Here is a 21747-nt window from a genome sequence, read left to right as displayed (position 1 = left end):
TATAAATAGTTGGCGTTTTGATGTCTAGCTTCAGCGCCCAGCCGCTCAGGCGCACACGATGTGGGTCAGTTCAGCGTTGTCACAGGACGTGACGGTTTTAGCTGAACGTCTTATGTCTTCCCTTTCGACTCCGGGCCGCAGGCGGCCCTGCGCGAAAGCTCCAGAATCTGTCGCGGGCTCCCAGGATGGGAGTCAGTTCGGCGTTGTCACAGGACGTGACGCTCGTAGCCGAACTTCCTTCTTTTAAGGCGCTTACGCTATTCTTACTTATAAAGAACTTCGTCAATCATGCCGTATTTTTTAGCTTCTTCAGCGGACATGAAGTTGTCGCGGTCTGTATCTCTTTCAATAACTTCCATCGGCTGACCTGTACGTTCTGAAAGAATTTTGTTCAGCTTTTCGCGCATTTCTATAATACGGCGGGCATGAATTTCAATATCAGAAGCCTGCCCCTGGGTTCCGCCAAGCGGCTGGTGAATCATGACTTCACTATTTGGAAGGGCAAAACGTTTCCCAGGTTCTCCTGCTGTAAGTAAGAATGAACCCATAGAAGCTGCCATTCCTACACAAATCGTAGATACTTGTGGTTTGATATGCTGCATCGTATCGTAAATAGCCATACCGGCAGTAATGGAGCCGCCAGGACTGTTAATGTACAATGATATGTCTTTTTCAGGATCATCAGCAGCCAGGAAAAGAAGCTGTGCCACAACGGAATTGGCAATATTATCGTCAATGCCTGAACCCAGCATGATAATGCGGTCTTTTAAAAGGCGGGAATAAATGTCATAGGCACGTTCCCCGCGGTTTGTCTGTTCAATTACTGTAGGTATTAGATTCATGTTATACATCCTCCTATCATATAGTGAATCCAGCGCTTATCTTTGCTGTTGATTCCATCATAACTTAATGGTCAATAATGATCAAATGAAAAGCAGTTAATTATCTCTGCTGATCCATATTATACAGAAAAGATCAGTGTGTTCCTATGAAACTGTTCTTGTCCTGTAATTCGATAAGCTATCCGATAAACCCTGCATGTATCTTATCCTTTTTTTCTGTGTTTCAAACCAAACTCCTTTTTTCATTAATAACAAAAGTAAGATATAATAGAAGGAAGACTCTATAAATAGAGGAGGCAGGTATTATGTTTGGCCAGGATCGTCTCGGAGAAGATAAGCGGTTTGAAAAAGAAGAAAAAACATCTTTAGAAGAAGCGGCAGCCAAATTAGAAGAGATCGCATCAGCGTTACGAACACAAGGGAAATTTACAGAAAAAAATGAAAACCACCAAATTACGATCTCACCTTCTCGGGAAGTTAATATGCTATTGGAGTATGTAAAAAAAGGAAAAAACCATAAAACTGGATTTTACTTGGAATGGCATGATTAAAATTTTTTCTACTCTTATATAAATGTAGTAGGAAAAAGTACGTGCTCTTTCACATATGGTATAATATATGTAGTAAACGCTTACAAAAGAGAGGGGGAAGCGGCGTGAATCTAGAAATGGGATTGTATCAACAGCAAACGATGAAGCTCGTCATGACACAAGAATTACGCCAGGCCATCTCCTTATTGCAATTTTCAGCCTTGGAACTGTCGGAATTTTTAGAAGAGCAAGCGCTTGAAAACCCAATGATGGAAATAGAAGAGCAAAATACTGGCTTAAAAGATGAACCTGTTTATAATATGCCTGTCATGTGGCATGACGAGCCTTCCGAGGTACAAGAAAAAGAAGAAGAGCAATCTTCACCTTTTGATCGAATCAAAGATGACAGAGAAAGGATTTCAGACTATTTAATTCAACAAATTCGATTTTTGCCAGGTTCAGAAGATGATAAACGGGTATTAACACATATGGCGAGAAATGTCAGTGACAGTGGATATCTAGAAGGAACCTATGACGAAACCGCCGCATTGTTTCCTATTACCGAAGAATACTATGAAGCATATGTCTCAAAGCTGCAAAGCCTAGAGCCTGCAGGGATTGGAGCCCGGTCATTAAAAGAATGTTTATTGCTCCAGCTAGAGAGGCAGTCTCCAAGAAATCATTTTGCTGAAATGCTGATTAGAGATCACCTTGAAGATTTAGCTTCTAGGAAGTGGAAACAAATTGCAAAAAGTCTTGACACTTCTTTAGAAGAGATCCAACAGGTGTACGATGATGTACAGAAGCTTGATCCATACCCAGGCTCAAGTTTTGGCGGAGGAGATCATCCCGGACATTTATATCCTGATGTGTATGTAGAACGGGACGGAGATCGTTTCGTTGTTCGCTTAAATAATGACGGGCTCCCCAAAATTCGAATGAACCGCCAGTACCGCCACCTTCTAGAAACTAAGGAAGAAGGAGAAGCGACGGAATACGCAAAGAAAAAATATAAACAGCTCGTATGGCTGTTAAAAAGCATTGATCAGCGCCAGCAAACGATACGAAATATAACCGAAGCGATCGTTCACTTTCAGCATGATTTCTTTCAAAAAGGGCCTTCAGCAATTAAGCCGCTCACATTAAAAGATGTAGCAGAAGCAGCGGACGTACACGAATCCACCGTTTCAAGAACAACAAATCAAAAATACGTACAGACACCGCACGGTTTATTTGAGTTAAAATACTTTTTCAGTGCAGGAATGAATAACAGTACTGGAGAACAAACTTCTACGTTTGTTATAAAGTCGATGATAAAAGACTTAATAGCTCATGAAAATAAACAAAAACCTTTATCTGATCAAAAAATAGCAGAATATATAAAAGAAGAACATGACATTTCTATATCACGCAGGGCTATCGCAAAGTATAGAAGAGAGCTTAACATTCCTTCTTCTTCTAAACGTAAACGATATTAAAGCCCTTAAGTAAAAACGGCGGTCGTTAAATAATGTATGTTACGGCCGGCGTTTTTTGTGTGTTCTGCTGTTCAAGGTATAGACATCCGTTGTTACAGGAAGCAGCGTTTTTAAGCTGCTTTTGCGAGCATTCATTGGAAATATTAGAAAAACTTGACTTGCCGCCGAGCAATGGCGGAAGACATAGTTTTACTTAGACTTCGATCCTTTAACAACTTTAAATTTCCCCAAAGTGAATCAATTTCATAAGTACCTTTTTATTTATGAAAAGCGAACACTCCATCGATTGCAGCGAAAGGCGGCGACTTCTGCGGGAAAAGATTGAGGTGAAGACCCCGCAGGCAGCTTGCTGCCGAGGAGGCTGAGGCCAAGCCCGCGGCAAAGAAGACACTACGAGAACGAACAAAGTGAGTTGGAGTAGATGTCGCACTTGTGCCCCGAGGGTGAAAGCGTCCGCCTGTAGCGAAAATCGAATGATAAGTGAATTGAATTCATAGAATATTCGTATATGATATTCAAGAACTGAATTATGAAATTGATTCAAGTATAAAAATGTTTTTTCGGTCATGTTTAAAAGATAAGGGCAGGGGGAATAATTATAAACAGATTATTGCTAAACTCATCATTTATTGATATGATAAAACAGAAAAAAGAAATAATTCTTTTTTTATACCGTAAGTGGGACGTAAAATGTCTCAGTGGGACAAAAAATGTCCACTAAAGAAAATCTGGTGATGGTTACATATGAGGAACTTGATTGAGCTACAAAAAAAATTACAGCCGGACGTTCTTGAAGTGATGGAAAAGCGTTATCAGATTTTACAATACCTTCGTTTAAAGCAGCCTGTCGGCAGACGTACTCTCGCTGCCAGCCTCGATGTTTCTGAACGTATTTTGCGCAGTGAAGTTATGTTTTTAAAAGAACAAGGCCTTGTTCATATAGGAAGCGGCGGAATGACGTTAACCGAAGAAGGAGAAGATCTTCTTGAAGGGCTTGAAGAAGTGATGAAATCTGTTTCAGGGCTGCAAGACATGGAAGAACGTCTTGCCCGAACGCTTCATGTCAATCAAGCAATTATTGTATCCGGGAATAGTGATCGTTATTCATGGGTAAAAAAAGAAATGGGGAGAGCGTGCGTTCAACAAATGAAAGAAAAGCTTGCTCCTAAAGATATTGTTGCGGTTGCAGGAGGAACAACGCTAGCTGCTGTAGCTGAAATGATGTCACCAGATTCGAACTTAGACGAAGTATCTTTTGTCCCTGCTAGAGGCGGTCTTGGTGAAAAAGTGGAAATTCAATCCAATACGATTAGTTCTACAATGGCGCAGAAAGCTCATGGGAAGTACAGATTATTACATGTACCAGATCAATTGAGTGATGAAACAAGAGAGTCATTAATTTTAGAACCAGGAATTAAGGAACTGCTCTCTATCATCCGCCACGCCAAAATGGTCGTCCACGGTGTCGGGGAAGCAGAAACAATGGCGGCAAGACGCAAAACAAAAGCAGAAACGTTAGGGTCGCTAAAAGATAAAGAAGCGGCAGCTGAAGCGTTTGGCTACTATTTTGATCGAGCAGGCCGAATTGTTCATAAAGAAAATACAGTTGGTCTTCAGCTTGATGATCTTACTAATGAGCAAATCGTAATAACTGTTGCTGGAGGGGCTTCCAAAGCTGAAGCCATTACCGCTTACATGAAGCATCGGCCAAGCGATGTTCTCATTACAGATGAAGGGGCGGCCCAAGCCATATTGGACTTGTAACAATGCCCTGGATGAAAAATTAAGCTAGACCCTGCAGTAGAGGCCGTTCTCTAAAAGAAAGGCACCTCTGCCGGAATAAATAAAAGCAGTATTTTATAATTAGGAGGAATTTTGTGATGGCAACAAAAATTGGTATTAATGGATTTGGAAGAATCGGTCGTGTCGTATTCCGTGCAGCTTTGAAAAATGATGATGTAGAAGTTGTAGCTATTAACGACTTAACAGATGCTGAAATGCTGGCTCACCTGTTGAAGTATGATTCTGTACATGGCAAACTTGAAGAGGAAGTTTCTGTTAACGGCGAGAACTTAGTTATCGGCGGTAAAGAAATTCGTGTAACAGCTGAAAGAAATCCTGCTGATATTGGCTGGGGAGATGCTGGTGTTGAACTCGTCATTGAATCTACCGGCCGTTTTGTAGAGCGTAGCGATGCTGCAAAACACTTGGAAGCTGGAGCGAAGAAAGTTATTATTTCTGCACCAGGTAAAGAAGTAGATGCAACATTTGTTATGGGCGTTAACGAAAATACGTATGATCCATCTAAGCACGATGTTGTTTCTAATGCATCTTGTACGACAAACTGCCTCGCTCCTTATGCCAAAGTATTGAACGACAAATTTGGCTTAAAACGCGGAATGATGACTACCGTACACTCCTATACTAATGACCAGCAGATTCTTGACCTGCCGCATAAAGACTATCGCCGTGCCCGTGCTGCCGCAGAAAATATTATTCCAACCTCTACAGGAGCAGCAAAAGCAGTAGCACTTGTACTTCCTGAGCTTGAAGGTAAATTGAACGGCGGAGCAATGCGCGTGCCGACTCCTAACGTTTCACTTGTAGACCTTGTTGCTGAGCTTGAAGAAAATGTAACCGTTGATGATGTAAACAATGCGTTAAAAGAAGCGGCGGAAGGCGAATTGAAAGGCGTTCTTGGTTACAGCGAAGAACCTCTCGTTTCCGGCGACTACAACGGCAATGCTAACTCTTCCACTATTGATGCCCTTTCTACAATGGTAATGGAAGACAATATGGTTAAAGTTATTTCCTGGTATGACAACGAGTTTGGATATTCTAATCGTGTTGTTGACCTTGCGGCATATATGGCAAAACAACAATAAGAAACCAAAACTGGGGATGACAAATACAGGGGGAGAAGGAAGTAATATTTCTTACTCCCCTTTTTAATGAAACAACGGATGCATGTGCTTCGTGTTTAGAAAAAGCCTTGAAATATTGTGCTGCTAAAAAGGATAACGAGGTATTGGAAAAGAAAAGGGAGGTTCATCCTAATGAATAAAAAGTCTATTCGCGACGTTGACTTGAACGGGAAAACTGTATTTTGCCGGGTTGATTTTAACGTTCCTATGAGTGAAGGAAAAGTAACAGACGACACTCGAATTCGTGCAGCCCTTCCTACAATCGAGTATTTAATGGAACAAGGAGCTAAAATCATTCTTGGAAGCCACCTAGGCCGGCCAAAAGGAGAAGTATCGGATGAACTTCGACTAGGACCTGTAGCTGTTCGTCTTGGGGAGCTCCTCCATAAAGACGTCAAAAAAGTAGATGAAGTATTTGGAGAAGAAGCAAAACATGAAGCTGCACACTTAGCAGAAGGGGAAGTAGTATTGCTCGAGAACCTTCGCTTTGAACCAGGAGAAGAAAAAAACGACGCACAATTATCTGAAAATATCGCTTCCCTGGCAGACTTTTATGTTAACGATGCGTTTGGTGCCGCTCACCGTGCCCATGCTTCCACAGAAGGGGTGGCCCGCCATCTTCCATCCGCTGCCGGATTGCTGATGGAAAAAGAGCTTGAAGTATTAGGGAATGCTATATCCGACCCAGAACGTCCCTTCACCGCTATCGTAGGCGGAGCTAAAGTGAAAGATAAGATTGGTGTTATTGATAACCTGCTTGATAAAGTAGATAACTTGATTATCGGCGGCGGACTAGCGTATACGTTTGTAAAAGCAAAAGGATATGAAATAGGAAAATCCCTTTTAGAAGAAGACAAAATAGATTTGGCTAAAGATTTTATGAAAAAAGCGGAAGACAAGGGTGTTAATTTTTACATGCCGCTTGATGTTAAAGTGGCCGATGACTTTGGGAATGACGCCAATACTAAAATTGTAAATATTGATAACATCCCAGCCGATTGGGAGGCACTTGATATTGGGCCAAAAACAATGGATGCATATAAAGATGTTATTAATGCGTCTAAACTAGTTATTTGGAACGGACCAATGGGTGTATTTGAGCTCGATGCTTTTGCTAACGGTACGAAAGCTATTGGAGAAGCACTTGCTAATGCTTCTGAAACATATTCTGTTATAGGCGGAGGAGATTCTGCTGCAGCTGTTGAAAAATTCGGCTTTGCTGAACAAATGAGCCATATTTCTACAGGCGGCGGTGCTTCTCTTGAATTTATGGAAGGAAAAGTTCTTCCCGGTGTTGCCGCATTAGATGATAAGTAAGATTAGTATCTAAGCATATAAAAGGTTGAGGTGGGAATTGTTATGAGAAAACCAATTATTGCAGGGAACTGGAAAATGAATAAAACACATAGCGAAGCAGTTTCTTTTATGGAAGAAATTAAAGGAAATACTCCCGCAAAAAGCGAAGTAGAAACAGTCGTTTGTGCTCCTGCTTTATTTTTAAAAGAAATGAACGACAAAGCAGAAGGCAGCGACGTAGAAGTTGGTGCTCAAACGATGCACTTTGAAGAAAACGGTGCCTTTACCGGAGAAATCAGTCCAGCTGCTCTTGCAGACTTGGGCATTAAGTACGCTATTATCGGTCATTCGGAGCGTCGGGAAATGTTCAATGAAACAGACGAGACCGTCAACCAAAAGCTTCATGCTGCATTTACTCATGGCATTACGCCAATTATGTGCTGCGGTGAAACCTTAGAAGAAAGAGAAAGCAATAAAACAGAACAAGTCGTTCGTACGCAGGTTGAAAAAGGATTTCAAGGATTAAGTGCTGAGCAGGCTAAGCAAGTTGTCGTGGCTTATGAGCCAATTTGGGCAATTGGAACGGGTAAGTCTTCTTCAGCCGAAGATGCAAATGAAACTTGTGGTACGGTACGTAAAGTGTTAGCAGAACTGTATGATGAACAAACCGCTGATGCAGTTCGTATTCAATACGGCGGCAGTGTAAAGCCTGAAAATATTGATGGATACATGGCTCAAGAACATATTGACGGTGCGCTTGTCGGCGGAGCGAGCTTGAAACCGGATGCTTTTGTGCAGCTAGCGGAGGCTGGGAAAAATGAGTAAGTCGCCTGTCGCGTTAATTATTCTAGACGGCTACGCACTTCGAGAAGAACAAAAGGGAAATGCCGTTACACAAGCTAACACCCCCAATTTCGACCGTTACTGGGAAAAATATCCCCACACAACGCTGCAAGCATGCGGAGAAGCGGTCGGACTTCCAGAAGGACAAATGGGAAATTCAGAAGTAGGCCATTTAAACATTGGTGCCGGACGCGTCGTCTATCAAAGCTTGACGCGCATTAATAAAGGAATTGAAGAAGGAACCTTCCGAGAAAATAAAGCACTAGCCGGAGCGTGTGAACACGCAAAGGAAAATGACAGCAGCCTGCATATTTATGGACTTCTTTCCGATGGAGGCGTACACAGTCATATTAAGCATTTATTTGCATTGCTTGATTTAGCGAAAGAAAAAGGAATTGAGAAAGTGTATGTGCATGCCTTTTTAGATGGAAGAGATGTAGGTCCTACTACTGCGAAAACGTACATTGAAGAATTGGAAAATAAAATGAACGAAAGCGGTACAGGTCGTCTTGCGACTTTACATGGACGTTATTATTCGATGGACCGCGACCGCCGCTGGGAACGGTTAGAAAAATCATACCGGGCGATGGTTTATGGAGAAGGTCCCTCATTTAACAGTCCAGAAGAAGCGATTGAGCATTCGTATAACGAAGAAGTGTGGGATGAGTTTTTAGTTCCTGCTGTGTTAAAGGACGAAGAGGGCGAACCGGTTGCGACAATTAAAGATAATGATGCAGTCGTATTTTTTAATTTCCGGCCGGACCGTGCTATCCAGCTTTCTGAAGTTTTTACGAATAAGGAATTCAACGGTTTTGAAGTAGGAGATCGTTTTCCTGAAAACCTTCATTACGTAACAATGACAGCGTACAGTGATACGGTGCAGGCAGAAGTTGCTTACCCGCCGCAGAATTTAGTAAACACAATGGGAGAGACGGTTTCGAAAGCTGGCCTTAAACAGCTTCGAATAGCAGAAACGGAGAAATATCCCCATGTGACATTTTTCTTCAGCGGTGGACAGGAACACGAATTTGAAGGAGAACAACGGATATTGATTGATTCTCCAAAAGTAGCTACCTATGATTTACAGCCGGAAATGAGTGCTTACGAAGTAACCGATGCTCTGGTCAAAGAAATGGAAGCAGAAAATCATGATTTTATTGTTTTAAATTTTGCTAACCCAGATATGGTGGGTCATTCCGGAAAACTCGACGCAACGATTCAAGCGGTTGAAGCAGTAGATGCATGTTTAGGAAAAGTGGTGGACACTCTCCATGAAAAAGGCGGACATGCCATTATTACAGCCGATCACGGTAATGCAGACGAGGTCGTTACGGTGGAAGATGAACCGATGACAGCACATACGACGAACCCGGTTCCCGTTATCGTGACAAAAGAGGGAGCAGCTCTCCGTGAAGGCGGTATTCTTGCTGATCTTTCACCAACAGCAGTGGATCTTCTTCAAATTAATAAACCAGCTGAAATGACAGGAAAAACATTAATTAAATAGAAAAGGAGCTTATTACTTATGAGTATGATTACAGATATTTATGCACGTGAAGTTCTAGATTCTCGCGGTAATCCAACAGTGGAAGTGGAAGTGTTTACAGAAACAGGAGCTTTCGGACGTGCTCTCGTGCCAAGTGGTGCTTCAACAGGTGAATACGAAGCAGTAGAACTTCGTGATGGCGGCGATCGTTTTATGGGGAAAGGTGTTTTGAAGGCTGTTGATCACGTTAATGAAGATATTGCTCCAGAAGTAGTTGGGATGGATGTAACAGATCAAACAGGAATCGATGAGCTGCTTCTTGACCTTGATGGCACAGATAATAAAGAAAAGCTGGGCGCCAATGCAATTTTAGGTGTTTCTATGGCAGCAGCGCACGCAGCAGCAAATGATCTTGGTGTACCGCTGTATGAGTATTTAGGCGGCTTCAATGCAAAAACGCTTCCTGTTCCAATGATGAACATTTTAAATGGTGGAGAGCATGCGGATAACAATGTAGACATTCAAGAATTTATGATTATGCCGGTAGGAGCAGAAGACTTCCCGCAAGCTATCCGCATCGGTGCCGAGATTTTCCATAACCTTAAAAAGGTATTAAAGGACAAAGGTTACAACACTGCAGTAGGCGATGAAGGCGGTTTTGCTCCAAACCTTGGCTCCAATGAAGAAGCACTTCAAACCATCGTGGAAGCTATTGAAAAAGCAGGCTACAAGCCTGGAGAAGAAGTACAGCTCGCTATGGACGCCGCTTCTTCTGAAGTATATGAAGACGGTAAATACAACCTTAAAGGCGAAGGAGTTGTAAAAACAGCTGACGAAATGATTGATTTCTATAAAGACCTTTGTGAAAAATACCCAATCATTTCTATTGAAGATGGTTTAGATGAAAACGATTGGGAAGGTTGGAAGAAGCTGACCGAAACAATTGGTGATAAAGTTCAGCTCGTAGGGGATGACCTTTTTGTGACAAACACCAACAAACTTTCTCAAGGAATTGAACAAGGCGTTGGAAATTCTATTCTCGTCAAAGTGAACCAAATCGGTACGTTGACAGAAACCTTCGATGCAATTGAAATGGCAAAACGGGCTGGCTACACAGCAGTTATTTCCCACCGCTCCGGCGAGACGGAAGATGCAACCATTGCAGACATTGCTGTAGCAGTTAACGCCGGTCAGATTAAAACAGGTGCACCATCGCGTACAGACCGCGTAGCAAAGTATAATCAGCTTATTCGTATAGCTGATGAACTTGGAAGTACTTCTGTTTATCCAGGAAAACAAGCTTTTTATAATGTAAATAAATAATAAAAAAACTTCGGTTTATAGCCAAATGAGTTAACACAGCGAAATAAAGACCGCAGCGTTCTCTACAAGAAGAGTACGCTGCGGATTTTTGCGATAGAGACTCTAAGTGCTATAGACCTAAAAAAAGCCTGGATTAGATATACCTATATTTTTTCCTATTTCATTACGCAGGTGCCTCTCTTTTCTTATTGCCAATTTGTATGGGGTGTGTTAGATTTACAATATGTGAAACGGTCGTGGAGGTGTAATGTTTGGAAACCTTGCTGTATGTCTTGTTAATTATTGTCTCGGTAGCTTTAATTACTGTCGTGTTATTACAGTCCGGGCGCAGCGCTGGGTTGTCCGGTGCTATTTCCGGCGGAGCCGAGCAATTAATGGGGAAACAAAAAGCACGTGGTGTTGAGGCATTTCTTAGCCGAGCAACAGTAGTACTTGCAGTGATCTTTTTTATTCTCACGTTACTGCTTGCTTACTTTTTATAAGCTGAAAATATACTAGCAGAAACAGCAGCGGGATATAATCTTGCTGCTTTTTTGTTTGTCTAAAAATTACATTTTTTCTTTTGTGATGGTTGAGCTGCGTTTAATTGCAGCTGTCTGGGGAAGCTTTGAATAAAGTCCAAGAGAAAGTTTGTCTCATCTTCTCCCAGGCTTGCCGCCGAGTTCTTATGGCGCAAACCTAGTTTTTCTTATACTTTGTTCCCTTAACAAAGTTAAACTTTACTAAAGTATAAAAAAGGAGCAATTTAACATTCATTTTGATATGATTATTTTTGGGCTTCTTTTCAAGTATTTGGGTTATATTGGTAAAGGATAAAAAACACTGACATAAAAAGGCAGTGAAGAAAGAGCAGGGGAGACCTATGATTGGTTGTTTATGTTTACACGGTTTTACAGGATCACCCTGGGAATTAGAGCCATTGGCAGAGCGGCTGAGACAAGAGTATAAGTGGCTAGTGTATACGCCGGTGCTGCCAGGCCATGATCAACATGAAAATTTAAAGGAAGCTTCTTATAAAGCATGGATTTATAAAGCTGATCTTGCAGCAAAAGAATTATTTTTACATTGCGAAAAAGTCTTTGTTATTGGTTTTTCAATGGGCGGGATGCTCGCGAGTTACATAGCTGCTCGCTACCCTGTATCAAGGGTAGTATTATTAAGTGCTGCGGCTCAATACATTGGAGCTGGCCAGCTCGTCAAAGATATGGGTGTGATGATTGAAACAGGCGTGAAAGGACAAATGAAAAAGCATCCATGGTATCCGATTTTTAATGACAAAATTCACACACCAATCCAGGCAGTGGTAGAATTCCGAAAAGCCGTTAAAGCAGTAACACCGTTTTTAAAAGACATCAACGTGCCTGTATTTATCGGGCAAGGAGTACAGGATGGTTTGGTGCCTAGAAGAAGCGCCGAATTTTTACATGAAAAAATCAAGACACCCGTGAAACAGCTTCACTTTTATGAACAATCCAAACATTTTCTCTGTCATGGCGAAAACAACGCGCAAGTAATAAAAGACGTCGAGACATTTTTACTTTCTGCATCACCTGGACAGCAAGTAGTATGGAAAAGTGCGGATTGAAAAATAATAAAAATGGATAGGAAGAGAGAGAAAGGGGAAAGTGTATCATGAAAATTGTACCGCCAAAACCATTTACATTTGAAGGTGGAAAACGTGCTGTATTGTTATTGCATGCATTTACCGGCTCATCCGCAGATGTACGCATGTTAGGGCGTTATTTACAACAAAGAGGATATACGTGTCACGCTCCTATTTATCAAGGTCATGGCGTTCCTCCGGAAGAATTGATGGAAACGGAGCATTTTGATTGGTGGCAGGATGTCGAAAGAGCCTGGCAAAAGCTGAAAAATGACGGTTATGAAGAAATCGCCGTTGCAGGATTGTCTTTAGGTGGTTTAATGACGTTAAAAGTCGCTTACACTTATCAAGTAAAGGGAATTGTTCCTATGTGCGCCCCTATGATCACTTCAGACAACAAAGAACGTTTGTATAAGGGAGTCTTACAATACGCAAAAGAGTATAAGCAGCTTGAAAAAAAAGATGATGAACAAATCGATAAAGAGATGGAAGCATTTAAACAGCTCCCTCTTGATCCACTCACGTCTGTTAATGAATTGATCGGAGAGGTGCGTGACTCGCTTGACATGATTTATGCTCCTGCGTTTGTTGTCCAAGCAGAGCAGGATGACATGGTTCCGCTAAAAAGTGCGGAAATCATTCATGAGGAAATTTCTTCTGATAAGAAAGAATTAAAATGGTATGAAGAATCGGGTCATGTTATTACGATGGATAAAGAAAGAGAACAGCTTCAAGAAGATATCTACCAGTTTTTAGAACAGCTTGATTGGGAAACAGATAAGTAAGATTCAGTATAGTGCTATGACGAATAGCAGTGAAAGGAGATGAAAAAGTTGGACGAAGAAAAAAGGCAGCAATTATTGCAGTACATGAAAGAAGAAGCAGTAAAACCTATGTCTGTTAGTGAGATACAAGAAGAAATGGACATGAATGGTTCAGAAGAAACAAAAGCATTAATGAAGGTCCTTAATGAGTTGGAGGAAGAAGGAGACATTGTCCGAACCCGCAGCAACCGTTACGGAATACCGGAAAAAATGAATTTATTAAAAGGGAAGGTGCAAAGCCATCAACGCGGTTTTGCTTTTATCCTGCCCGAAAATAAAGACGAAGACGATGTATTTGTACCAGCTGGTGATTTAAATGGAGCAATGAATCGAGATACAGTACTTGTCCGCGTTCACCGAAAATCATCAGGATCCAAACCAGAAGGAGCCATCGTCCGCATCTTAGAGCGGGGCACTTCAAAAATTGTTGGTACCTATGTGGATAACCGTTCTTACGGTTTTGTTGAAGTCGATGATAAACATATTACCAATGACATTTTCATACCGCAGGATGCAGAAAATGGTGCAGTCGACGGTCATAAAGTGGTCGTTGAAATCACCAAATATCCAGAAGGGCGTTTTAGTGCAGAAGGAAAAGTGGTCAATATCCTCGGGCACAAAAATGACCCTGGTGTTGATATTTTATCCATCATTCATAAACACGGGCTTCCAGGCGATTTTCCTGAAGAAGCTATCAATCATGCGCACAGTGTGCCAGATCAGATCAATCCTGAAGAAATCGCTAACCGCAGAGACTTGCGTGAAGAAACGATTGTGACGATTGATGGAGCCGATGCGAAGGACCTCGATGACGCAGTTCAAGTGAAAAAGCTCGATAATGGCAATTATCTTCTCGGTGTTCATATCGCCGATGTCAGCTATTATGTGGAAGAGGGTTCACCGATTGATGAAGAAGCGTTTGAACGAGGCACCAGTGTATATTTAGTCGATAGAGTTATTCCCATGATTCCTCATCGTCTTTCGAATGGGATTTGCAGCTTGAATCCAAAGGTCGATCGTTTGACCCTTTCTTGTGAAATGGAAATTAACGAAAAAGGGGAAGTCGTGAACCACGATATATTCCAAAGCGTCATTCGAACGAATGAACGAATGACGTATACGGATGTACGATTGATTTTAGAAGAAAAAGATGAAGAAACACGCGAAAAATACAAAGAGCTCGTTCCGTTTTTTGAGCTGATGGAAGAGCTGGCGGCTATTTTAAGAAAGAAACGTTTCAGCCGCGGAGCGATTGATTTTGACTTTAAAGAAGCAAGCGTGAAAGTGGATGAAGAAGGTAATCCAATCGACGTTGTGCTGCTTGATCGTTCGGTAGCAGAACGCCTTATTGAGGAATTTATGCTTGCAGCAAACGAAACAGTTGCTGAGCATTTTCACTGGATGAAAGTGCCATTTGTATACCGGATTCACGAAGATCCGGATTCTGAAAAGCTGGAACGGTTTTTAGAATTTGTTACGAACTTCGGCTATGTGGTGAAAGGAAGCGCCAATACCGTTCATCCAAGCGCTCTGCAAAAAGTGCTCGATGAAGTAAAAGGCGAGTCAGAAGAAGCAGTTATTAATACGGTATTGCTTCGCTCCATGCAGCAGGCAAAATACGATCCAGAAAACGTCGGCCATTTTGGACTTGCTTCTGAGTTTTATACTCATTTCACGTCTCCCATTCGGCGCTATCCCGATTTAATCGTCCATCGATTGATTCGAGAGTATTTAGTGAAGAAAAACATGGATGGAAAAACACAGTCTGAATGGAAGGAAAAGCTTCCTGACATTACCCGGCACTCCTCAGAAATGGAGCGCCGCGCGGTAGATGCAGAACGTGAAGTAGATGATTTAAAGAAAGCACAGTATATGGAAGACAAGGTTGGAGAAGAATTCACCGGGTTTATAAGCGGAGCTGCCAATTTTGGTTTATTCGTAGAACTCGAAAATACGATCGAAGGCATGGTGCACATTAGTTATCTCACGGATGACTATTACCATTTCGATGAAAAACAGTATGCGTTAATCGGGGAGCGCACTGCGAATATTTTCAGAATCGGGGATGAAGTAGAGGTCCGTGTAATCAACGTGAACGTAGAAGAGCATGATATCGACTTTGAAATTGTCGGCATGAAAGGCTCTAAAAAACGTACTAGAAAAGACCGTCCTAAAGTAATCGAAGGCGGAAAACGCTCCAATGGTAAAAAAGGAAGTAAACAAAGTGAAAATGGATCAAAAGCGAAAAAAGGCCGGCAAAAAGGAAAAAATAAAAATCGCAGGAATAAGCCTTTTTATGAAAATGTCCCTAAGAAAAAAAGCAAGAAAAGATAGTAATAGGAGGAGAGCGGCTGCTGCTATGAATCACATGGAAGCAAGCGGTTCTCTCCTCGAGACGGTCGCTGTGTATTGACGCTGTTTCCCTTTTTTTGCTACTATAAAAGGATGATAGCGACTTTTCACAGAGCACAGAGAGAATTCTCTGTCATAGGAAGAAAGGTGTTCGGGAGATGGCAGTAAAAACGGAAGGAAGAGTTCTAGCACAAAACAAAAAAGCCCGCCACGATTATTTTATCGAAGAAACGTATGAAGCGGGAATCGTACTAAAAGGGACCGAAATTAAGGCAATTCGTGCCGGACGAGTTAATATAAAAGATAGTTTTGCGAGAATAGAACACGGGGAACTGTTTTTGCATAATGCTCATATCAGCCACTATGAGCAAGGCAATCAGTTTAACCATGATCCTTTGCGGACACGAAAACTACTGCTTCACCGCCGAGAAATCAATAAATTGATCGGAAAAAGCCAGCAAGCCGGCTACTCGATTGTTCCGCTCAAAGTGTACATTAAAAACGGTGTAGCGAAAGTGCTGATCGGACTTGCTAAAGGTAAGAAGAAATATGATAAGCGTGAAGCACTGAAACAAAAAGATGCAAAACGCGATATGGAGCGCGCAATCCGGCGTGAAATGAAAGGCGAATAAAAAATGTTTGCATTGGGAAGAGAATGTGTTATAATAAAATGTCCAAAGGGAAAAAAGAATATTTCTCTTCCTATTCCAAATGGGGACGACACGGCTTCGACAGGGATAGGTCGAGCTTAAGTAGCGAGTCGAGCTAGGCAGTCTCGTAAAAGGCCTGCGCCAATAATAACTGGCAAATCTAACGAAAACCTCGCAGTAGCTGCGTAAGTAGTTACCTGCGGATCCCGCTCTCCATCGCCCATGTGGAGTGACCGGGGTCTCACTAATCAGTGGGCTACGCTGTCCGGCCGCCGTCTGAGGCCGGCAGAAGAGACCAATCAGACTAGCCTTGCAGCGGCCCGTCACTAGGCCAATGCAACGGCGAATCATAATATAGTGACTACGCTCGTAGAAGCTTAAGTGGCGATGTCTCTGGACGTGGGTTCGATTCCCACCGTCTCCACCATACATAATTGGGATTTTTAATTATTTCTCACTTTGATAATAAGATATGTATAAACTGTCAGCTTTCAATTGAAGGCTGGCAGTTTTTATCTTTGTTAAAGGATCAACGTATAAGTAAAACGACGACTTTCGTCATAAAGACTTGCGGTAATTTTGTATTAAGGCAAACATTCTAGAGCACAGTCAAATTAGTTAAATATCAGTTTTAGAGTTAAAGTTGCTTTTTCATGATAGATGGTGGCGGCACGCTCTTAGCCGCCATGTTAGTTTCTAATGGTAACAAATAGATGAAGAAATTATTATCGGGAAATTCACTTTTTAAATGAGAATAAAAGGTGATTGAATCCGGGGAAGATAACAAATATTAAAAAAATACATGTCCGTTTGGAAATAAAAGAATGGATATTTTCAATTAGCAAAAGGTACCTTATTTTGAAAAGTTTTATTACTGGCCCATTCCGGTAAGAATAAGGACTGCGCATTTGCTTTAAGTGGGCATATTGTCGAAGGCATTAGTAGGAAAAATGAAGTGGTGGTGCATCCAATGGGTATATTTGATTTCTTTAAAAAAGATAAAAAAGGGAGCGATTCACCGATGGAAAACGTAAAATTAGCAGTAATATATTACAGTTCAACAGGAACAAACTATCAAATGGCACAGTGGGCAAAAGAAGGAGCAGAAGCAGCAGGTGCGGAAGTCAAAGTATTAAAAGTGCCTGAACTTGCACCGCAAGCAGCAGTGGAGTCCAATCCAGCCTGGAAAGCTCACTTGGATGCAACGAAAGATGTGCCAGAGGTAACGAATGATGATCTTGAATGGGCAGATGCTATTATTTTCAGCATGCCAACTCGTTTCGGTAATCTGCCGGGGCAGATGAAACAGTTCCTTGATACAACCGGAGGTCTTTGGTTTAATGGCAAACTGGTCAACAAAGTAGTTAGCGGAATGTCTTCAGCAAACAATCCGCATGGTGGTCAAGAGGCAACAGTAAAGGCTCTTTACACATCAATGATGCACTGGGGTGCGATTATTGCTGCACCTGGTTACACAGATGCCGTTCAATTTACTTCAGGCGGAAACCCATATGGCGTCAGTGTAACTGTCGATCAGGAAGGAAACATGCAGGAAGATGTACAAGAAGCTGTGAAACACCAAGCGAAACGTACGGTGACGATCGCTTCATGGGTAAAACAAGGACAGCAATAAATGATTATCTGAAAGGTGGGGGAGATTACTTCGCCACCTTTTATGTTTTACATTCTTTGGAGTAATATTCTTAAAATTTTTTATACATTTATCTTTAAATGAAATAAAGATATATTTGGATGAAAATAAGTAACTATCCTGTAGCTTCATAGATGAAGTGAGGGAGTAGATTACGCATAGTTAAATTACTTCGTGCCAGTCCTCTTACCTTAGGGAAAATTGTGGCTCAGCTTCACATACGACAGCCACAAGCATCAAAACATCTGCGCGTACTATATTATATGCAGCAGGAATAGTGGAATTTTATGGTGCCCCCAATCGCCGCATATACAAGAGCCTTTCAAAGAATTAAATTCTAGGTTGGACCAATACCGTGAACTGGGGGAAGAAAAATTCGATAGTTTAGATCGTTAATTGCAGGAGTTGCAAAAGAAAAAGAGAAATGAAACATAAGTGACAGTTAATAGAACGGTTTTATTGTTCGTTTCGGTCCTGTGAATAAAATTTTGGGAGGAAGAACAATGTCTGCTAAAATTGAAATCATTCGAACTTTCGATGCTCCACGTAATCTTGTGTTTAAAGCTTTTACCGAAAAGGAACATCTTTTAAACTGGTGGGGTCCAAAGGGATGGACAATTGATGTTACTAAACTAGAACTCCGCCCGGATGGTGTCTTTCATTACAGCCAGAAGTCTCAAGATGGCCTCGTTATGTGGGGGAAATTTGTTTATAATGAAATTGAACCTCCAGAGAAACTTGTTTATACCAATTCATTTTCTGACGAGGAAGGAAATATCGTACGGGCTCCCTTTAACGCTAACTGGCCATTAGAAATTCAGAATGTTTTGACGTTTATTGAGGATGATGGCAAAACCACACTTACAATGATTGGTGTTCCGGTCTCCCCTACTGAGGAAGAAATCAAGACCTTCGAGGAATCACAAGAGATGGTACAAAAGGGGTTTGAAGGAACCTTCGAACAATTAGCCGATTATCTGTCAAAGTTACACAGTTAATATATTGCTTTAACAAAAAAACACCAACTAGTGGTGTCGTTTCGTTACATGAATTATAACCGGTTTAAAATTCCAAGTAACTAGAATGCTATTCCTTCCACACCTCATTCCCCCTTTTTATTCCACAATAAAACGCATTGTTTGAGACTCGATCAATATAGCGCATCTGCATCCAAGTGGATATGTAACACCAAGTCGCGATGGTCAGGTTGCGAAAGGTTGAAATAAGCAGGGAGAATGATAGGAAATTGAGCTGCTGTATACCTTTAATTGGACCAGACAATTCTGCTTTTTACCATTATAAAAGGGAAGAACGATAAAGGGGGAGCAATCCCTCTTTATTTGTTGTGTTATTTTTTTCTAAATGTCGTTTAAAAGATGTAAAAGGAAATGTATCTTTACTTTGGTCTAACCCGTTAAAAGAAAGGTACGATTCTCTACAAACGATGGCCATATTTTAAAGTAACGTATTGTGCAAAAGGAAAAAATTTTGAAACCATTGTTGTGAACTCAGGGAGTTATCAGAAGAAATTGATGACGACAGCCTTGTAGCAATAGGGGAAGAGGAGCCTTACAGTGCCCCAAATACAACGTATATTACAGTTATTGATGATCAGGGGTTAAGAACATTAAAAATCACATAGTGCTTGCTTAACCTCTATCAGTAGAACCTTGATATTTACAATCTCTATAAAATCTTCACATTTAATTGATAAGGTGTAGTACTACTGGATAGTGCTGAAAACAGAGTTTGAAAGAGGAGAGACTTGGCAAAACTTTCAAGCAAATAATATTACAGAGAAGGTATCAAAAATTTCATCAAGATGCTTTTTAGTTTTAGTTGACAACAACTAAACAACGACTGCCAAAAGTTCGTGGTACCAAGGGAGTGTTATTGTTGAAAAAGGAGAGAGTGATTAATGAAATATTTTGGATCAGAGCATTAGCCTGTCTGGCCGTAGTTGTCATCCATTCAGTAAATACAACGCTTAATAATTACGGAAGTGTCATTTCCCAAACAGATAATCATCTGTTAATTTCGGTACGTTTTGCAGTCTTTTTTGGTACACCGGCCTTTGTGTTTATTTCTGAAATGCTGCTTGCCCATGTATATCCAGAAAATTTGCCACAGGGTTTTTTTAGGAAACGTATTAAATACTTATTATTTCCGTTTATTTTTGTGGGAATTATTTTTGCTTTCATAATGAATGACACGTGGAGTGAGATTGGAACAGGTATTTTCCTTAATGTATTTGCTGGAAACTACACTGGTTATTTTATTTTAGTTATTTTTCAATTTTATATTCTTCATTATTTCTTTCATCGGCACCTAAAGAAATGGGAACCTAAAACAGTACTTATTTTTTCACTTCTTATAAATATTGCCTATCTTTCGGTGTTTAATTTTACAGAAGCTCCAGGTAATCTAATAGCAGATTATATATGGGAGCGTGGTTACTGGCTTGTTTTTTTTGGATGGGTTTTTTACTTTACGCTGGGTTATTATTGCGGTGTCAATTATCATAGTCTTAAGAAAAAATTATTGGCTTACAAATGGTTAGTTTTGTTACTGCCAATGATTAGTTTGTTAACTGTCTTCATTCTCACAAGGGCAGAAGTTTTAGACGTAGTATCTTCAAAGAGAGTGGACAACATTTTTTATACTGTCAGTATAATTTTTCTAATCATTCTGCTAACGTCTCGATTACAAAGCGTGCCAAAATGGGTGAGTTTTATTAGCAAATATTCGTTTAATATTTATTTGCTTCACAAAGTCTTTCTCTATTATCTCCCTGTTATAGAAGGCATGTCACCATTAATGTATTTTATTGCTGCTTTTGCTTTTGCTGTCGGTAGCTCGGTTGTTGCTTCTTGGTTCGTTTCGTCGTTTAATTGGAGCTCATATTTTATTGGCAAAACACTTCCTGTTCCTTACCAGATTAAAAATAATAGTAAATGGCAAAATATGTATAAACAAAAGATTTAAGTATATGGTGAATAAATGTATAAAACAAATTTAAAAGGATTGCAGGGGCTGCAATGGCCTTTAGCTCTGTTAGTTTAGTGACAAACTCTCTTCGTTTGAAACGTGTCAAAGTATAAATGAAATAAAGAAAGGGGAAATTATATCATGCAAAAAACATTAGATGTAAAAGGGATGACTTGCGGTCATTGTGAACAATCTGTAAAAGGTGCATTAAAAGAATTGGACGGTGTTACTGAAGTTAACGTGAACTTAAGTGCTGGGAAAGTAGATGTCACTTATAACGAAGAAAAAGTTACTCTTGATAATATGCGTGAAGCAGTAGAAGAACAAGGCTATGACGTAGTAGCGTAACGAATAACATGAGCTGGTTCCTTACGTTGGTTGGGACCAGCCTTATTTATTATGATCAAAGATAGACTGTTTACATGGTCTCTTTTATTTAAACATCCCTCAATACTCTAATTGTTGTGTTTTCCGATTTCCTCCATAAAAACTTCTTAAATGAGGGGAAATCGTTTTATAGTCCATACAGTTAAGATCTTTTCTCCATACTTTCTTGACAATTAATTTATAGAATAAAGGATGTCGATCCGTCTAGTGAATAGGGGAAGTCCCGATATCTGTTATACTTTTCATTTTATAAAATGGAGGTTAGGAAAAAGTGTGACATGTCATTTCCCAGCATGGATGTGAATAGGGAGGAAAGAAATATGATGAATGGAATGATGAACGGAACTGGAATGGGCAGTGGATTTTTTGGTTTTTTTGGGATACTCATTATTTTAGCTATCATTGCGGTCGTTGTTTGGATGATGAGAGGAGCCAATACTAATCATCCATCGCAGTCTTCTAGCAGCCGTTCGTTAGAAATATTAAAGGAGCGTTTGGCAAAAGGAGAAATATCTGAAGAAGAATATGATCGTTTGAGAAGAAAGTTAGAAGAGTAATGGTGGAAAAGGA

At 40.7% G+C, this 21747-nt stretch carries 20 protein-coding genes and 1 other RNA gene; 20 read left to right on the top strand and 1 reads right to left on the bottom strand.

What is annotated here, in order from left to right:
• Positions 1-263 precede the first annotated feature (263 nt).
• Complete coding sequence (gene clpP / locus FZF09_RS11400; protein WP_158736723.1) at positions 264-842, bottom strand: ATP-dependent Clp endopeptidase proteolytic subunit ClpP; 579 nt, start codon at positions 840-842, stop codon at positions 264-266.
• 305 nt (positions 843-1147) lie between these two features.
• On the opposite strand from clpP, the gene FZF09_RS11395 reads away from it, so the two are divergent.
• From FZF09_RS11395 to FZF09_RS11300, 20 genes are all read left to right on the top strand, one after another.
• Entirely contained in the window at positions 1148-1393 is a 246-nt protein-coding gene (locus FZF09_RS11395; RefSeq protein ID WP_158736722.1) for an amphi-Trp domain-containing protein, read from the top strand.
• A gap of 104 nt (positions 1394-1497) precedes the next feature.
• Positions 1498-2850, top strand: coding sequence for an RNA polymerase factor sigma-54 (gene rpoN, locus FZF09_RS11390; RefSeq protein WP_233269477.1), 1353 nt, complete (start codon positions 1498-1500; stop codon positions 2848-2850).
• Between the two features lie 744 nt (positions 2851-3594).
• On the top strand, positions 3595-4614 hold the full coding sequence (locus FZF09_RS11385; RefSeq protein ID WP_158736721.1) for a sugar-binding transcriptional regulator: 1020 nt from the start codon (positions 3595-3597) through the stop codon (positions 4612-4614).
• A gap of 116 nt (positions 4615-4730) precedes the next feature.
• Entirely contained in the window at positions 4731-5735 is a 1005-nt protein-coding gene (gene gap / locus FZF09_RS11380) for a type I glyceraldehyde-3-phosphate dehydrogenase (protein WP_158736720.1), read from the top strand.
• A 171-nt stretch (positions 5736-5906) separates the two neighbouring features.
• Positions 5907-7091, top strand: a complete 1185-nt coding sequence (locus FZF09_RS11375; protein ID WP_158736719.1) for a phosphoglycerate kinase — start codon at positions 5907-5909, stop codon at positions 7089-7091.
• 42 nt (positions 7092-7133) lie between these two features.
• Positions 7134-7895, top strand: coding sequence for a triose-phosphate isomerase (gene tpiA / locus FZF09_RS11370; protein WP_158736718.1), 762 nt, complete (start codon positions 7134-7136; stop codon positions 7893-7895).
• Complete coding sequence (gpmI, locus tag FZF09_RS11365; protein ID WP_158736717.1) at positions 7888-9420, top strand: 2,3-bisphosphoglycerate-independent phosphoglycerate mutase; 1533 nt, start codon at positions 7888-7890, stop codon at positions 9418-9420. The genes tpiA and gpmI overlap by 8 nt, the downstream gene beginning before the upstream one ends.
• Positions 9421-9438: 18 nt before the next feature.
• A complete protein-coding gene (gene eno, locus FZF09_RS11360; RefSeq protein WP_158736716.1) occupies positions 9439-10722 on the top strand; it encodes a phosphopyruvate hydratase in 1284 nt (427 codons plus the stop codon).
• Between the two features lie 251 nt (positions 10723-10973).
• The gene (secG, locus tag FZF09_RS11355; protein WP_158736715.1) at positions 10974-11204 is read left to right on the top strand and encodes a preprotein translocase subunit SecG; all 231 of its coding nucleotides are present in this window, start codon (positions 10974-10976) and stop codon (positions 11202-11204) included.
• 380 nt (positions 11205-11584) lie between these two features.
• Complete coding sequence (locus tag FZF09_RS11350) at positions 11585-12307, top strand: alpha/beta hydrolase (RefSeq protein WP_158736714.1); 723 nt, start codon at positions 11585-11587, stop codon at positions 12305-12307.
• 47 nt (positions 12308-12354) lie between these two features.
• Positions 12355-13110 (top strand): alpha/beta hydrolase, encoded by a 756-nt coding sequence (locus tag FZF09_RS11345; protein ID WP_158736713.1) that lies wholly within the window; start codon positions 12355-12357, stop codon positions 13108-13110.
• A gap of 39 nt (positions 13111-13149) precedes the next feature.
• Positions 13150-15483, top strand: coding sequence for a ribonuclease R (gene rnr / locus FZF09_RS11340; RefSeq protein ID WP_158736712.1), 2334 nt, complete (start codon positions 13150-13152; stop codon positions 15481-15483).
• Positions 15484-15659: 176 nt separating this feature from the next.
• On the top strand, positions 15660-16133 hold the full coding sequence (gene smpB / locus FZF09_RS11335) for an SsrA-binding protein SmpB (protein WP_158736711.1): 474 nt from the start codon (positions 15660-15662) through the stop codon (positions 16131-16133).
• 81 nt (positions 16134-16214) lie between these two features.
• Positions 16215-16578, top strand: a transfer-messenger RNA (tmRNA) gene (ssrA, locus tag FZF09_RS11330).
• Between the two features lie 594 nt (positions 16579-17172).
• Positions 17173-17784: an NAD(P)H:quinone oxidoreductase gene (wrbA, locus tag FZF09_RS11325; protein WP_158736902.1), complete on the top strand. Its 612-nt coding sequence runs from the start codon at positions 17173-17175 to the stop codon at positions 17782-17784.
• Positions 17785-17960: 176 nt separating this feature from the next.
• The gene (locus FZF09_RS23340; RefSeq protein ID WP_370514456.1) at positions 17961-18080 is read left to right on the top strand and encodes an ArsR family transcriptional regulator; all 120 of its coding nucleotides are present in this window, start codon (positions 17961-17963) and stop codon (positions 18078-18080) included.
• Between the two features lie 225 nt (positions 18081-18305).
• Positions 18306-18800, top strand: coding sequence for an SRPBCC family protein (locus tag FZF09_RS11315; RefSeq protein ID WP_158736710.1), 495 nt, complete (start codon positions 18306-18308; stop codon positions 18798-18800).
• An 898-nt stretch (positions 18801-19698) separates the two neighbouring features.
• Positions 19699-20787, top strand: a complete 1089-nt coding sequence (locus tag FZF09_RS11310) for an acyltransferase family protein (RefSeq protein ID WP_158736709.1) — start codon at positions 19699-19701, stop codon at positions 20785-20787.
• A 144-nt stretch (positions 20788-20931) separates the two neighbouring features.
• Complete coding sequence (gene copZ, locus FZF09_RS11305; RefSeq protein ID WP_199256780.1) at positions 20932-21138, top strand: copper chaperone CopZ; 207 nt, start codon at positions 20932-20934, stop codon at positions 21136-21138.
• A 359-nt stretch (positions 21139-21497) separates the two neighbouring features.
• Positions 21498-21734, top strand: coding sequence for an SHOCT domain-containing protein (locus FZF09_RS11300; protein WP_199256779.1), 237 nt, complete (start codon positions 21498-21500; stop codon positions 21732-21734).
• Positions 21735-21747: the final 13 nt, after the last annotated feature.

Source organism: Alteribacillus sp. YIM 98480, from assembly GCF_009765375.1.
Lineage (GTDB): Bacteria > Bacillota > Bacilli > Bacillales > Marinococcaceae > Alteribacillus.
The sequence above is the reverse complement of the archived record's forward strand: the minus strand, read 5'-3'. Positions and strand labels throughout refer to the sequence as shown.

What these genes read in the sequence shown, in the direction of transcription:
- clpP (WP_158736723.1), bottom strand. Translation starts at nt 842, where the DNA reads ATGAATCTAATACCTACAGTAATTGAACAGACAAACCGCGGGGAACGT.
- FZF09_RS11395 (WP_158736722.1), top strand. Translation starts at nt 1,148, where the DNA reads ATGTTTGGCCAGGATCGTCTCGGAGAAGATAAGCGGTTTGAAAAAGAA.
- FZF09_RS11385 (WP_158736721.1), top strand. Translation starts at nt 3,595, where the DNA reads ATGAGGAACTTGATTGAGCTACAAAAAAAATTACAGCCGGACGTTCTT.
- gap (WP_158736720.1), top strand. Translation starts at nt 4,731, where the DNA reads ATGGCAACAAAAATTGGTATTAATGGATTTGGAAGAATCGGTCGTGTC.
- FZF09_RS11375 (WP_158736719.1), top strand. Translation starts at nt 5,907, where the DNA reads ATGAATAAAAAGTCTATTCGCGACGTTGACTTGAACGGGAAAACTGTA.
- tpiA (WP_158736718.1), top strand. Translation starts at nt 7,134, where the DNA reads ATGAGAAAACCAATTATTGCAGGGAACTGGAAAATGAATAAAACACAT.
- gpmI (WP_158736717.1), top strand. Translation starts at nt 7,888, where the DNA reads ATGAGTAAGTCGCCTGTCGCGTTAATTATTCTAGACGGCTACGCACTT.
- eno (WP_158736716.1), top strand. Translation starts at nt 9,439, where the DNA reads ATGAGTATGATTACAGATATTTATGCACGTGAAGTTCTAGATTCTCGC.
- FZF09_RS11350 (WP_158736714.1), top strand. Translation starts at nt 11,585, where the DNA reads ATGATTGGTTGTTTATGTTTACACGGTTTTACAGGATCACCCTGGGAA.
- FZF09_RS11345 (WP_158736713.1), top strand. Translation starts at nt 12,355, where the DNA reads ATGAAAATTGTACCGCCAAAACCATTTACATTTGAAGGTGGAAAACGT.
- rnr (WP_158736712.1), top strand. Translation starts at nt 13,150, where the DNA reads ATGAAAAAGTTGGACGAAGAAAAAAGGCAGCAATTATTGCAGTACATG.
- smpB (WP_158736711.1), top strand. Translation starts at nt 15,660, where the DNA reads ATGGCAGTAAAAACGGAAGGAAGAGTTCTAGCACAAAACAAAAAAGCC.
- wrbA (WP_158736902.1), top strand. Translation starts at nt 17,173, where the DNA reads ATGGAAAACGTAAAATTAGCAGTAATATATTACAGTTCAACAGGAACA.
- FZF09_RS11315 (WP_158736710.1), top strand. Translation starts at nt 18,306, where the DNA reads ATGTCTGCTAAAATTGAAATCATTCGAACTTTCGATGCTCCACGTAAT.
- copZ (WP_199256780.1), top strand. Translation starts at nt 20,932, where the DNA reads ATGCAAAAAACATTAGATGTAAAAGGGATGACTTGCGGTCATTGTGAA.
- FZF09_RS11300 (WP_199256779.1), top strand. Translation starts at nt 21,498, where the DNA reads ATGATGAATGGAATGATGAACGGAACTGGAATGGGCAGTGGATTTTTT.